Source organism: Brevundimonas huaxiensis, assembly GCF_014218725.1.
GTDB lineage: Bacteria > Pseudomonadota > Alphaproteobacteria > Caulobacterales > Caulobacteraceae > Brevundimonas > Brevundimonas huaxiensis.
The window spans coordinates 375,313-388,736 of sequence record NZ_JABBJE010000001.1 but is presented as its reverse complement, the minus strand read 5'-3'; the positions used below and the strand labels follow the sequence as shown (position 1 = coordinate 388,736).

The following is a 13,424-nucleotide window of genomic DNA, read 5'->3' as shown; positions in this document are numbered from 1 at the left end:
TTTCATCAGGGCGTCAAAGCGACGCCAGACGCGCCAGCGCCGCCTGTAGCTTGACCTTGCCTGCCTCGGCCTCGGCCAGCTTGGCGCGCTGTTCGTCGACGACTTCCGGCGCGGCGCGAGACACGAAATTGGGGTTGCCCAGCTTCTTGTTCACATGGCCGATGTCGCTGTCGAAGGCGGCGATTTCCTTCTCCAGACGGGCCCGTTCGGCGGTCAGATCGATGATGCCCGTCAAGGACAAGGCGATGGTCGAACCGCCGGACACGAAGGTCACGGCCCCTGTCGGCGCCGCGTCCGCCGAGCCGACCTCGGATACACGGCCTAGTGTCAAGATCAGATCGCGATGGCGTGTGATCCGCTCGGCCGTCACGGCGTCGGGCGCAACGAAGGCCAGCGGCGGCTTGGCCGACGGCGGCACGTTCATCTCGGCGCGCAGGCCGCGGATCTCGCCGACCAGATCGACCAACCAACCGATCTCGGCCTCGGCTGAGGCGTCGATGAAGGCGTCCGGCAGCACGGGCCATTCGGCGCCGATCAGCAGACCGTCGCGCGCCGGCCCTTCTTTGCCGAGTTCGGCCCACAGTTCCTCGGTGATGAAGGGCATGACCGGATGCAGAAGCTTGAGCGTCTGGTCCAGCGTCCAGGCGGTCATCGCCCGCGTCTCAGCCTTGGCGGCTTCATCGGCGCCTTGGAAGACAGGCTTGGCCAGTTCCAGATACCAGTCGCAAAAGACGTTCCAGACGAAGCGATACAGGGCGCCGGCCGCATCGTCGAACCGTCCGCCTTCGATGGCTTGCGACACCGCGCGTTCGGCCTTGGTCAGCTCGCCTCGGATCCAGCGATTGATCGTTTGGTCGACGGTGGCGGGGTCGAAGCCCTCGACGCGGCGCGCCTCGTTCATCTGGCTGAAGCGCGCGGCGTTCCACAGCTTGGTGCCGAAGTTGCGATAGCCCTCGATCCGCTGTTTCGACAGTTTGATGTCGCGCGTGCCCGACAGGATGGCCATGGTGAAGCGCAAGGGATCAGCGCCCAGCTCGTCGATGATGCCCAGCGGATCGATGACGTTCCCCTTGGACTTGCTCATCTTCTGGCCCTTCTCGTCTCGGACGAGGCCATTGATGATGACGCGCTTGAACGGGACTTCGCCCATGAAGTGCTGGCCCATCATCATCATCCGGGCGACCCAGAAGAAGATGATGTCCGCCGCCGTGACCAGGTCGCTGGTCGGATAGAAGCGCTCCAGATCCTCGGTCTTCTCAGGCCAGCCCATGGTCGAGAACGGCCACAGGGCCGAGGAAAACCAGGTGTCGAGAACGTCCTCGTCCTGCTTCAAACGCACGGCCGTATATGGATAGTCGGAGCTATCTATAGGTTCGCCGGCTTCCCATCCAACGGCGTCGCTTTCGGTCGCTTTACAGCCGTAGAATGCTTCGGCCTCCGCTAGCGCGTCAGCCGCGTTTTCGGCGACAAATATCTTGAATGGCCCGCTTTCCCATTTGCCATCTTCGCCTGCGGGTGGCCCAAACCAAGCGGGAATACGATGCCCCCACCAAAGTTGACGCGAGATGCACCACGGCTCGATATTGCGCAGCCATTCGAAGTAGATCTTCTCGTACGACTTGGGCTCGAACACCGCATCGCCCTGCTCCACCGCCTTCAGCGCGGGTTGGGCCAAGACCTTAGCGTCGACGTACCACTGGTCCGTCAGCCACGGCTCGATGACCACGCCGGACCGGTCGCCGTGCGGCACGACGTGTTTGGTCTTCTCAATCTCGCGCAGCCAGCCTTCTTCTTCCGCACGAATGACGATGGCCTTGCGCGCCTTCTCACGTTCCATTCCCACGAGTTCGGCAGGAACTTCCGGGGAGTCTTCATCAGTGATCCGCGCTTCGGCGTCCATAATGTTTAGCGCTTCGAGTCCCGCGCGCTTGCCCACGCCGAAGTCGTTGAAATCATGCGCCGGCGTGATCTTCACCGCGCCCGAGCCCTTGGTCGGATCGGCATAGTCGTCGGCGACGATGGGGATGCGACGGCCGGTGATCGGCAGGGTCACGAACCTGCCGACCAGGCCGGCATAGCGTTCGTCATCCGGATGCACCGCCACGCCGGTGTCGCCCAGCATGGTCTCGGGTCGAGTCGTGGCGACGACGATGAAGTCGCGCGTCTCCCATTCCGTGGCCTTGCCGTCGTCATCGAAGGCAATGGGGTGTTCGTAGGTCACGCCGTCCGCCAGCGGATAGGCGAAATGCCAATAGGCTCCGTCGACCTCGCGCTGCTCGACCTCCAGGTCCGAGATGGCGGTCTGGAAATGCGGATCCCAGTTCACCAGCCGCTTGTCGCGATAGATCAGGCCTTCCTTGTGCAGTTGCACGAAGACCTTGCGGACGGCGGCGTTCATCTCCGGGTCAAGCGTGAACCGCTCACGTGACCAGTCGCAGGAGGCGCCCAGGCGGCGCAGCTGGCGCACGATGGTCCCGCCGCTCTCGGCCTTCCACTCCCAGACCTTATCGATGAAGGCGTCACGGCCCATGTCGCGACGACCGATATTGCCCTCGGTCGCCATCTTGCGCTCGACCACCATCTGGGTGGCGATGCCGGCGTGGTCCGTGCCCGGCAGCCACAGCACCGCCTTGCCCTTCATCCGGTGATAGCGGGCCAGGATGTCCTGCAAGGTGTTGTTCAGCGCATGGCCGATATGCAGGCTGCCCGTCACGTTCGGCGGCGGAATGACAATCGAATAGGCGTCAGCGGCGCCGTCTGTCGCCTTGGCCGGACGCGGGGCGAACAGGCCGCTCTCTTCCCACTGGGCGTACAGGCGGGGCTCGGCGGCCTGGGGTTCGAAAGTCTTCTCAAGCATGGGAATAGGGTCTTTTGCAAAATGCGAAAGGGCGGCCCCCTTCAGGAGCCGCCCCTCGGATTAGTCTGGGCTGAAGCGAAGGGCTAGGCGCTGCGCGCGATGCGTTCGACTTCCTTTTGTACCGCCGCCTGGACGATGCCGGGCAGGTTGTTGTCCAGCCAGTCCTTCAGCAGCGGACGCAGCATCTCGGCGACCATGGCCTCGACGGTGTTGCCGCTGACGAAGGGCAGGTCGCCCGAGGCCGACGGAGCCGGCTCAGGCTTCTTGAAGCTGGCGGCCAGGCCTGCAAAGGCCGAGGCCGCGCTGGCGGCGGCGCTGTCGCCGACCAGGGTGTCATAGGCCCGGGCCGGCTCGGGAGCCGATTCGTAAGCGGGTTCAGGCTCGGGCTGATAGGGCGCGGGCGAATGTTCGACCACGTCCAGATCGCCGATGGTCTCGGCCGGCGCCTCATAGCGATCGGTCAGTTCCAGCACGTCGTCTTCGACGGCGGCGGGTTCCGGCGTCGGCTCGACTGGGGCGGCGAAGATAGTTTCGGCGGCCAGCGGCTCGGGAACCGGCTCAGGCGTGGCTTCCGGCATGGCGGCGGCCGGCGTTTCGGCCGGGGCCTCGTCTTCAGAGATGATCCGGCGAATCGACGCCAGAATCTCTTCCATGGTCGGTTCCTGGGCGGACTGATCGGTCATGGCGCAACCTTGGGCGAGGCCTGGGTAGAAGGGGTGGGCGCCGAGCGATGGATCGCTCGAAACCTGTGCCTTGTCGTCGCATCTTCGCCCGTCGGAATCAACGGGCGGTTTCCGTCCGTATTCGACGCGGTCAGTTCTGCGGCGCCGTGCGGACGACCTCGCCCTTGAGCTGAGCGTCGATCGGCGCGTCGGCGGTGTCCGGCGTGGTCACGATCGGCGGCGAGGCCACGCGGTCTAGCGTCTCGATCACGCCGTCCCACGGCAGGCCGCCGCGTCCCTTGACCTGGTCGTAGTTCGTCGCGGGATCATAGGCCTCGATCGTCGGGTTCAGCGCCGGGCCTTCCAGCTGCCCCATGGCGGCCAGCAGCGAGGCGCGGGCGACGTACTCCGCGGCGCGGGCGCTGGCGACCGCCGTTTGGGCGTTGCGCAGAGCCAGCTCCTGGTTCAGCACGTCCAGCGTGGTGCGCAGGCCGACTTGGGCTTCCTGGCGCACGCCTTCGGCCGCGACCGATGCGGCGCGAACGGCTTCCGTGCCGGCCGCGACCGTAGCGCGGGTCGACAGCACCTGGGCGTAGGCCGAGCTGACGTTCTGAAGCACCGTGCGGCGCTCGCCCTCGATGCCGATCTGGGCCGCGTTGGCGCGCTCCAGAGCCTGGGCGACGCGCGAGCGGTTCAGACCGCCGGTGAACAGCGGCACGGACAGGGTGGCGCCGGCCGTGAAGCTGCGACGGTCAGCCAGCTGCCCTAAGTCGCCGAGATCATTGGACGATCCGCCATAAGAGGCGGTGGCGCGCACCGACGGCAGATATTCCGAACGGGCGGCGGCGACGGCCGCCTCGGCGCTCTGCAACTGATAGGTCGCGGCCAGGACAGCGGGATTGCGCTGCAACGCCGTCTCGATGGCGACGTCGAAGTCGCTGGGAACCTCCGGCAAAATCGGCGCGGCTTCCAGATCGGTCGGCGATTGGCCGACGACGGCGGCATAGGCGGCGCGCGACGTGGACAACTGGGCCTGGGCGTTCGCCAAATCGGCTTCGGATTGCGCCTGCGAAGCTTCGGCCTGAGCCACGTCGGTGCGGGTGATCTCACCGACCTCGAAACGGGCGCTTGTTTCCTCCAGTTGGCGTTGCAGCACCGTCAGGTTCTCCTGGCGGATACGCAGGATTTCCATGTCACGGGTGACGTTCACATAGGCCTGGATCACCGACAGCATGACCGACTGCTCGATCTCACGCAGGTTCTCACGGCCGGCCAGGACGCTGGCGCGGGCCTGGTCGATGGCGCGCGAGGTGCGGCCGGCGGTCCAGACGTTCTGGCTGACGCTGACGCCGACATTGGCGCCTTCGGTTTCAGACGACGAGGTCGTGACCTGGGTGTCGGGTATGCCGTCGCCGTTCGTATCGACGAACTGGGTCATGGCGGGGAAGTCGCTGCGGGTGTAGTCCACGCCGGCAGAGGCGCCGATGGTCGGGCGCAGGCCCGACCGCGCCTGGACCACCGTCTCGTCCAGCGCACGCTGGTTGGCGCGCTGGGCCAGCAGGTTGGGATTGGTCCGATAGGCCAGGGCGATGGCGTCCTGCAGCGTCTCGGCCCAGGCCGGTGCGCCCAGACCGGTCATCACGGCGACCACAGCGGCCGAAGCCAGCACACGCGAGCGTTTCAACATTGTCCGTCCTTGCGTGACGCTCCGAAGAACGCCCGAATGTTTTCTCAAGCGTAACTGCGGCCTGACCGAACCACACGCCAGTTAAGTTTTCTTCACGGTTGCGAACGGGATCTCCGTCGCAACCGCGCGTCTCTTTGATCTTACAGCGCGAAAGTGGGGGCCGGCTTCAGCTCGGCAAGGACCGCAGGCGACGAATCGAACAGTTCGCGGCGCGACAAGCCTTCGCGCGTCTGAACATACAGGGCAGCCTTGCCGATGGCGCCGCGACGTTCGACCACGACGATCCGGCCGCCAGGACGCAGGGCCGCGCCCCACGATTCGGGCAGGCTCTCGACGCCGCCTTCGGAAATGATCAGATCCCATCCTTCGCCGGTCGGCTGAGCCAGCGGCGCGACGACGGTCGCCACGCCCGCGTCCGATAAGGCCTCGCCGACCACGGCGAACACGGCGTCGTCCGATTCCTGAGCCGTGACGCTGACGCCCATACGGGCCAGCAGGGCGGCGGCGTAGGGCGCGGCGATGGCCAGGGCCTTCTCGCCCTCGCGCGCATCGGCCGCTTGCAGCAGCTTGGCGACGTCGCGCGCCGGCATCAGGCGGCGCTCGCCCGCGATCATCACCGCTTCCTCGGAATAGGCGGCGAAGGCGCGGTCGGGCGCGCAGTAGTTTTCACGGGGCACAGCCATCATGGCCAGGTGAATCGCGCGATCGGTCACGTCGTTCACCCGCACCTGCGAGTCGACCATGGCCTTGCGCTCTGCGGTGAAATCCATCTGTAGGCAGCCTTCAACGATAATCCGGGAGGAAATCTCGCGCGCTTATAGGTCCGTGCGTTGCAGCGGACAATCCGATCTGATAGCGAACGCCCCTCGCGATGACCGCCCCCGAGAAATCGGGGACAAAAAGCGGCCTGATGGCGGAGTGGTGACGCAGAGGACTGCAAATCCTTGCACCCGGGTTCGATTCCCGGTCAGGCCTCCATCGCGACGATACGGACGAAGGCCGCCCCTCGGGGCGGCCTTCGCGTTTTCAGCTACCAGCAAGCGCCGTCGTCGTCAGATGATGAAGGGCAACAGCACTCGTCGCCGCGACATTCAGCGAATCGAACCCGCCCGCCATAGCGATGCCGATCGGCCGGCACCGATCGATCAAATCCCTGGGCAGCCCCGGCCCTTCCGACCCCAGCATCAGAGCGACCGTTCCGACACGCCCGTAGTCCGAAAGCCGCTCGGTCGCCGAAGGCGTCAGCGCCAAGACCTCGACTCCAGCCCGCTGCAGGGCTTCGATACTGTCCGTCGCGCCGGCGACGACGAACGGCGTGCGCAGCACCGCGCCGACCGAAACGCGAATCGCCTTGCGGTAGAAGGGGTCGCAGCAGGTCGGATCAAGCAGCACCGCCCTGGCGCCAAACGCGGCGGCGTTCCTGAACAGGCCGCCGACATTGTCGTGGTTGCCGATCCCGCTGGCCACGACGAACACGTCCTGCGGCCCGATATCCGCCAGCACATCGTCCAACGACAGCGGCTCGGGCTTTTTGCCCAAGGCCAGAATTCCCCGGTGCAGTTCGAAACCCGCAATCCGGTCCAGCACGGCCTGGCCTGCGACATAGACGGGCGTCGCTGGCGGCAGAGACGTAATGACATCGCACAAAGCCGCAAAGCGCTTTTCCGCCAGCAGCAGCGACAGGGGCCGGCAGCGCGACGCCGTCGACGCCAGTCCACGCACCACCACCTCCCCTTCCGCGATGAACAACCCCTGACGCCCCGTTAGATCGCGTTCGCGGATATCGCGATAGGCCGCAACACGCGGGTCGTCAGGGTCGTCGATAAATATCGTTTCGATTGGCTCGTTTTCCCATTGCAAGATCGGAACGGCCGCTGCTATACGCCCGCCTCCCGAGCAGATGTTCCGCAGTAGCTCAGTGGTAGAGCAGCCGACTGTTAATCGGCTGGTCGTAGGTTCGAATCCTACCTGCGGAGCCACTCGGGGTAAAGACTGAGGCCAGACAAGGCGTTAGGTCGAAAACTTTCCTCACAATCTGATCTGTTTCGTACGGCGATCGGGCCATTGGGCGCCGGCGTTCCGCGCTCTGGTGTCGCTTTGACGCACCCGGCTCCTGTCCGTAGATCAAAGCGAACCTTGGCCAACCTTGAGCGTTGGCAAAGTGATCACTCGCGATCCAGGAGAGACGCCCCGCCTCGATGTCCATCAGCTTCCTTCTTGTCGTCATCCTGGTCTTGCCGTTTCTTGGCGCCATCGTCGCGTCCGGCTTGCCGCGTCACGCACGCACCTCGGCCGCCATTCTGTCGTGGGTCGTGTCCTTGGTCAGCCTTGGATGTCTGGCCGCGCTATGGCCGATGTTCCAGGACGGTGAGACGCTGCGCTACGAAATCCCGTGGCTGCCGTCGCTGGGCGTCAATCTGGTGCTGCGACTGGATGGACTGTCGTGGCTGTTCAGCGCCCTGATCTTGGGGATCGGCGCCTTGGTGGTGCTGTATGCCCGCTATTACATGTCGCCGAAGGATCCGGTGCCGCGGTTCTTCTCCTTCCTGCTGGCCTTCATGGGCGCGATGCAGGGCGTGGTGCTGTCGGGCAATCTGATTCAGCTGGTGGTCTTCTGGGAGCTAACTAGCCTCTTTTCCTTCCTGTTGATCGGCTACTGGCACCAGAACCCCGCCGCGCGCGAAGGGTCGCGCATGGCGCTGACGGTGACGGCCACGGGCGGCATCGCGCTGCTGGTCGGCATGATCTTGATCGGGCGAATCGTCGGCAGCTACGACCTCGACGTCGTCCTGGCGTCACGAGAGGCGACCCAGACCAGCCCGCTTTATCTGCCGGCGCTGATCCTGCTGCTGCTCGGCGCGATGACCAAGAGCGCGCAGTTTCCGTTCCACTTCTGGCTGCCCCGCGCCATGGCCGCCCCGACCCCGGTCAGCGCCTATCTACACTCCGCCACAATGGTGAAGGCGGGCATATTCCTGCTGATCCGCTTCTGGCCCGTCCTGGCGGGGTCCGAGAGCTGGTATCTGATCGTCGGCGGCATGGGCCTGGCGACGCTGCTGCTCGGCGCGTGGTGCGCCATCTTCCAGCATGATCTCAAAGGCCTGCTGGCCTATTCGACGATCAGCCATCTGGGCCTGATCGTGCTGCTGTTGGGATTGGGCAGTCCGCTGGCCTGTATCGCGGCCATTTTCCACACGGTGAACCACGCCACCTTCAAGGCGTCGCTCTTTATGGCCGCCGGCATCATCGACCATGAGGCCGGCACGCGGGACATGCGCAAACTCAGCGGTCTGTTCCGCTTCATGCCCTTTACGGCGACCCTGGCCATGGTGGCCGCAGCCGCAATGGCGGGCGTGCCGCTGCTGAACGGTTTCCTATCCAAGGAAATGTTCCTGGCCGAGGCGGTGGCCAGCGCCCATACGCACGGCCTGAACATGCTGCTGCCCGCCTTGGCCACCTTGGCCAGCGCCTTCAGCGTTCTGTATTCCCTGCGTTTTATCCACGCGACCTTCTTCGGCCCGGCTCCGACCGAGCTGGATCGCATCCCGCACGAGCCGCCCGCCTGGATGCGTCGCCCCGTCGAGGTGCTGGTCGCCCTGTGCCTGGTCGTCGGCATCTTCCCGGCTGTGACGGTGGGGCCGTTCCTGAAGAGCGCCGCCGTTTCGGTGCTGGGCTTTGACCTGCCCTACTACAGTCTGGCCCTGTGGCACGGGTTCAACCTGCCGCTGGTGCTCAGCCTCGTCGCGCTGGCGGGCGGCGTGGGTCTCTATGTCGTCTTCGGCAAACGCATCAACGCCAACCCGCGCGGCGGACCGTGGGGCTGGAAGCGCCTGAACGGCGGCTGGTTGTTCGAGCGAACCATGACCGGCCTGTTCAAGGGATCGGAGGCGATGGTTCGCCTGTTCGGGGCGACACGACAACAGCCACAGCTGCGGGCCATCGTCCTGGTCGCCCTGCTGGCGGGCGGGCTGGCGGCGATCGGCGCGGGATTTGTGATCCGCCCGATCATGCCGACATTCACCCTGTCCAACTGGGCCTTCGCAGGTCTTTGGCTGGTCGGCGCCAGTTGTGCCGTCGCAGCGGCATGGCAGGCGAAATATCACCGGCTGGCGGCCGTGGTTCTGATGGGCGGCGCTGGTCTGGCGAGCTGCCTGTCCTTCGTCTGGCTGTCGGCGCCGGATCTGGCCGTGACTCAGTTGCTGGTCGAGGTCGTGACCACCGTCCTGCTGCTGCTGGGCCTGCGCTGGCTGCCCAAACGGCTGGAGACCATTCGCCTGCCACAGGCCATGGAGAAGCGGTCTCGCCGCCGTCGCCGTATCGACCTGATCATCGCCGCCGCCGCTGGCGCATCCTTGGCGGCCATTTCCTACGCCATCATGACGCGCCCATCGATCGAGGGGATTTCGCGCTTCTTCGTCGAGCACGCCTATAAGGACGCAGGCGGGCGCAACATCGTCAACGTTATCCTGGTCGACTTCCGCGCATTCGACACCTTCGGCGAGATCACGGTTCTGGGCATTGTCGGCCTGACGATCTTCGCCCTGCTGCGCCGCTTCCGCCCCGCCGACGACACCCTGTCCAATCCCAGTCAGCAGAGCGTGCAGGACGCTTCCGACCGCGATCATGAGACGCGATCGGAGGGCGATACGCTGAAGGAGACCATGCTGATCCCCCGCGTGGTGATGCGCTGGATTTTCCCCTTCATCATCCTGCTCGCCGTTCACCTGTTCCTGCGCGGGCATGACCTGCCGGGCGGCGGTTTCGCGGCGGGCGTGGCCCTGTCGATCGCCTTCATCCTTCAGTATATGGCCTCGGGCGCGCGGTGGGTCGAAGAGCGGCTGGCGATCCGGCCCATCGTCTGGATCGGGGCCGGCTTGGTGATCGCCGCCCTCAGCGGGATCGGCTCATGGCTCTTCGGCTATCCCTTCCTGACCTCCTGGTTCCAGTATGCCGACCTGCCGATCCTGGGCCGCGTGCCGCTGGCCAGCGCCGTGCTGTTCGATTTGGGCGTCGTTGTTCTGGTCGTGGGCGCCACGGTCCTGACCCTGGTCGCCCTGGCGCACCAGTCGCTGCGCAAGCCCAAGCAAAGAGACGCCGAAGAAGGAGAGCCGTCATGATGGAGCTGGTTCTCGCCCTCGCCATCGGCGTGCTGTCGGCCTCCGGCGTCTGGTTGCTGCTGCGCCCGCGCACCTTCCAGGTGATCATGGGGCTGTCGCTGCTGTCCTATGCGGTCAACATCTTCATCTTCGCCATGGGACGGCTGAGATCGGGCGCGCCGCCGGTGCTGGCGGGCGAGGTCGCCGATCCCGCGCGCTACACCGACCCGACGCCGCAGGCGCTGGTCCTCACCGCGATCGTCATCAGCTTCGCCCTGACGGCGCTGTTCCTGGTCGTCATCTTGGCGGCACGTGGCATTACCGGCAGCGATCATGTCGATGGCAAGGAGCCGGATGCATGATCAACTGGGACGCCCATCTGATCATCGGCCCCATCGTCCTGCCGATGGTTATCGCCTCCGCCATGCTGTTGCTGGACGAGCGTCGTCGAACGCTGAAGGCGGTGCTCAGCTTGAGCGCAATGGCCGCCATTCTGGTCATGGCCCTGGTTCTGCTGCACGAGAGCGCAAACGGCGCCGTGGGCGGCGGCGATACTGCGCGCGTCTATCGCCTGGGATCGTGGGCTGCGCCCTACGGCATTGTCCTGGTGGCCGACCGTCTGTCGACGATGATGGTCGCGCTGACCAGCGTTCTGGGTGGATGCGCCCTGATCTTCGCCCTGGCGCGATGGGACAGAGCGGGACCGCGCTTCCACGCTCTGTTCCTGCTTCTGATCATGGGCGTGAACGGCGCCCTGCTGACCGGCGACCTGTTCAACCTGTTCGTCTTTTTCGAAATCATGCTGGCCGCCTCATACGGACTGGCGCTGCATGGGTCGGGCGAGGCGCGGGTGCGGGCGGGCGTGATCTATATCGCCGTCAATCTGACCGCATCCCTGCTGTTCCTGATCGGCGTCAGCCTGGTCTACGGGGTGACCGGTACGCTGAACATGGCGGATGTTGCGACGCGGGTTGCGACGGTCTCAGCGGATGACCTGGGACTGTTCCATATCGGAGCGGCGGTGCTGGGCACGGCCTTCCTGATAAAGTGCGCCATGTGGCCCTTGGGCTTCTGGCTGACGCCGACCTATTCGGCGGCCACCGCGCCGGCGGCGGCGGTCTTCGCCATCCTGTCCAAGGTCGGGGTCTATGTCGTCATCCGCCTCAGTCTGCTGCTGTTCGGCGCGGACGCTGGCGCCTCCTCCGGATTTGGCCTGACCTGGCTGTTCGTCGGCGGACTGGCGACCATAGGGTTCGGCACATTCGGCCTGATCGCCTCTCGCGATCTGTCGCGCGCCGCCGGGTTCGGCGTGATGATTTCTTCCGGCACCGTTCTGGCCAGCCTGGGCGTCGGCGACGCGGCGACCCTCAGCGGCGCGCTCTTTTACCTGATCGGCTCCACCCTGGCCTGCGCAGCCCTGTTTCTGCTGGCCGAGATCCTCCAGCGCGGGCGTGAAGCTGATGTCGGCGAGGCGCGCGCTGTTTTCGATGACGAATATCGTGATCCGTTCGACGACGAAGAGCGTAACGAGCCGGGCCTGGTCATCCCGGCGGCCGTCGCGGCCTTGGGCGGCGCCTTTCTGATCTGCACCCTGATGGTCGCCGGCCTGCCGCCCTTGGCCGGCTTCGTTGGAAAACTGTCGATGATCAGCGCCCTGGTGGGCGTTGGCGATGCGGCGGCCTGGACGCTGGTCGCTGTGCTTTCCGTGTCCAGCCTCGGCGCCTTAATCGGGCTGACCCGCCTTGGCGTCGGCGCGATTTGGACGCGCGACGAAGACGCGCCGGCTTTCGTGGTGGGGGCGGCTGAGTTGACGGCGGTCGCAGCCCTGCTTGGCGCGTGCGTGTTCTTGGCCATCTTCGCTGGCTCCGCCCTGATCTACACCGACCACACGGCGGCCTGGCTGGCTGAACCGCAAGGCTACATTCATGCGGTATTGGGCGGAGGCGGTCGATGAGACGCGTCCTTCCCTACCCCATCCTTTCACTCGGCCTGTTCGTCGCCTCAATCCTGCTCAGCGCCTCGGTCGCGCCGCCGTCCCTGGCGCTCGCGGTGCTGCTGGCCCTGCTGGCGCCGATCATCATGCTGGCGTTGGGCGTGGATCGGGTGCGAGTGAAGTCGCCGACGGCGATAATGCGCCTCGCCATCGACGTCGTGGGCGACATCGTGCGCTCCAACTGGGCAGTGTCGCACATCATTCTGGGGCGGCGACGGCATGAGCGCACATCCGGCTTCATCCACATCCCGCTGGACCTGCGCGATCGATATGGTCTGGCGGTACTGGCCATCATCATCACCTCGACGCCCGGCACCCTGTGGGTCGAGTACGAAGCCGCGACCGGCCGTCTGCTGCTGCACGTGCTGGATCTGGTGGATGAAGAAACCTGGGTGCGGCTGATCAAGGATCGCTACGAACGTCGGCTGATGGAGATTTTCGAATGACGGCGGCGGTGCTGACCTGGGGCCTGGGTCTGGCCCAGCTGATGCTGATCTGCGCCATGGGCCTGGCGGCATGGCGGATCATTCACGGTCCGCGCGCCCAGGATCGCGTCCTGGGCATGGACACCCTCTATCTGAACGGCATGCTGCTGGTGGTGGTGTTCGGCATCCGCACCAACAGCCAGCTTTATTTCGAGGCCGCCCTGGTGATCGGCATGTTGGGCTTCGCCGCAACCGTGGCTTTGGCAAAATTCCTGATGCGCGGCGAGGTGATCGAATGACCGAGGCTGACGTTCCCGCATGGGCCGCCATCCTCGTCGTCGCCCTGGTGGTCATCGGATCGACCCTCTCGCTGCTGGGCGCGGTTGGGCTGGTTCGGCTGAAGACCTTCTATGAGCGCGTCCATGCTCCGACGCTCGGGGCCACGCTCGGCATGGCGCTGGTCCTGCTGGCGTCGATCGTTTGGTTCACGACCGTCGAGCGGCGTTTCATGCCCCGCGAAATCCTGATCGGCCTTTTCCTGACGGTCACAACGCCGGTCACCCTGATCCTGCTGGCCCGCGCCGCCCTGTTCCGCGATCGCACCGAGGGCGCCGAAGACACGCCGAGAAAGGGCTGATCGGCCGGCGAAAAAAGAAGCCCGGCGGGGGCGCCGGGCTGCAAGCAGGTTCGGTGATGGTGTCCCT

General features: G+C 65.5%; 11 protein-coding genes and 2 tRNA genes. 8 read left to right on the top strand and 5 right to left on the bottom strand.

What is annotated here, in order from left to right:
* Positions 1-13: 13 nt before the first annotated feature.
* From HF680_RS01960 to HF680_RS01945, 4 genes are all read right to left on the bottom strand, one after another.
* Positions 14-2,857: a valine--tRNA ligase gene (locus HF680_RS01960; protein WP_045810090.1), complete on the bottom strand. Its 2,844-nt coding sequence runs from the start codon at positions 2,855-2,857 to the stop codon at positions 14-16.
* Positions 2,858-2,940: 83 nt separating this feature from the next.
* Entirely contained in the window at positions 2,941-3,540 is a 600-nt protein-coding gene (locus HF680_RS01955; protein ID WP_045810091.1) for a DUF2497 domain-containing protein, read from the bottom strand.
* 130 nt (positions 3,541-3,670) lie between these two features.
* On the bottom strand, positions 3,671-5,206 hold the full coding sequence (locus HF680_RS01950; RefSeq protein ID WP_045810092.1) for a TolC family outer membrane protein: 1,536 nt from the start codon (positions 5,204-5,206) through the stop codon (positions 3,671-3,673).
* Positions 5,207-5,346: 140 nt separating this feature from the next.
* On the bottom strand, positions 5,347-5,976 hold the full coding sequence (locus HF680_RS01945) for a protein-L-isoaspartate O-methyltransferase family protein (protein ID WP_045810093.1): 630 nt from the start codon (positions 5,974-5,976) through the stop codon (positions 5,347-5,349).
* A 134-nt stretch (positions 5,977-6,110) separates the two neighbouring features.
* Here HF680_RS01945 and HF680_RS01940 point away from each other — a divergent pair.
* Positions 6,111-6,184, top strand: a tRNA-Cys gene (locus HF680_RS01940).
* Between the two features lie 48 nt (positions 6,185-6,232).
* Here the strand turns inward: HF680_RS01940 and HF680_RS01935 are convergent.
* The gene (locus tag HF680_RS01935) at positions 6,233-7,045 is read right to left on the bottom strand and encodes a TrmH family RNA methyltransferase (RefSeq protein ID WP_185224301.1); all 813 of its coding nucleotides are present in this window, start codon (positions 7,043-7,045) and stop codon (positions 6,233-6,235) included.
* A gap of 65 nt (positions 7,046-7,110) precedes the next feature.
* Between HF680_RS01935 and HF680_RS01930 the strand changes: the two genes are divergently transcribed.
* From HF680_RS01930 to mnhG, 7 genes are all read left to right on the top strand, one after another.
* Positions 7,111-7,185 (top strand) — tRNA-Asn (locus HF680_RS01930).
* A 219-nt stretch (positions 7,186-7,404) separates the two neighbouring features.
* The gene (locus HF680_RS01925) at positions 7,405-10,323 is read left to right on the top strand and encodes a monovalent cation/H+ antiporter subunit A (RefSeq protein WP_185223923.1); all 2,919 of its coding nucleotides are present in this window, start codon (positions 7,405-7,407) and stop codon (positions 10,321-10,323) included.
* Complete coding sequence (locus tag HF680_RS01920; RefSeq protein WP_197070993.1) at positions 10,320-10,664, top strand: Na+/H+ antiporter subunit C; 345 nt, start codon at positions 10,320-10,322, stop codon at positions 10,662-10,664. Before HF680_RS01925 ends, HF680_RS01920 begins: the two co-directional genes overlap by 4 nt.
* Positions 10,661-12,256, top strand: a complete 1,596-nt coding sequence (locus HF680_RS01915) for a monovalent cation/H+ antiporter subunit D (protein WP_045810220.1) — start codon at positions 10,661-10,663, stop codon at positions 12,254-12,256. The genes HF680_RS01920 and HF680_RS01915 overlap by 4 nt, the downstream gene beginning before the upstream one ends.
* On the top strand, positions 12,253-12,741 hold the full coding sequence (locus tag HF680_RS01910; protein WP_045810221.1) for a Na+/H+ antiporter subunit E: 489 nt from the start codon (positions 12,253-12,255) through the stop codon (positions 12,739-12,741). The genes HF680_RS01915 and HF680_RS01910 overlap by 4 nt, the downstream gene beginning before the upstream one ends.
* A complete protein-coding gene (locus HF680_RS01905; protein WP_045810222.1) occupies positions 12,738-13,019 on the top strand; it encodes a K+/H+ antiporter subunit F in 282 nt (93 codons plus the stop codon). Before HF680_RS01910 ends, HF680_RS01905 begins: the two co-directional genes overlap by 4 nt.
* Positions 13,016-13,357 carry a monovalent cation/H(+) antiporter subunit G gene (mnhG, locus tag HF680_RS01900; protein ID WP_045810223.1) on the top strand — a complete coding sequence of 114 codons (342 nt, stop codon included), beginning with the start codon at positions 13,016-13,018 and terminating at the stop codon, positions 13,355-13,357. The genes HF680_RS01905 and mnhG overlap by 4 nt, the downstream gene beginning before the upstream one ends.
* The last annotated feature ends 67 nt before the right edge of the window (positions 13,358-13,424 follow it).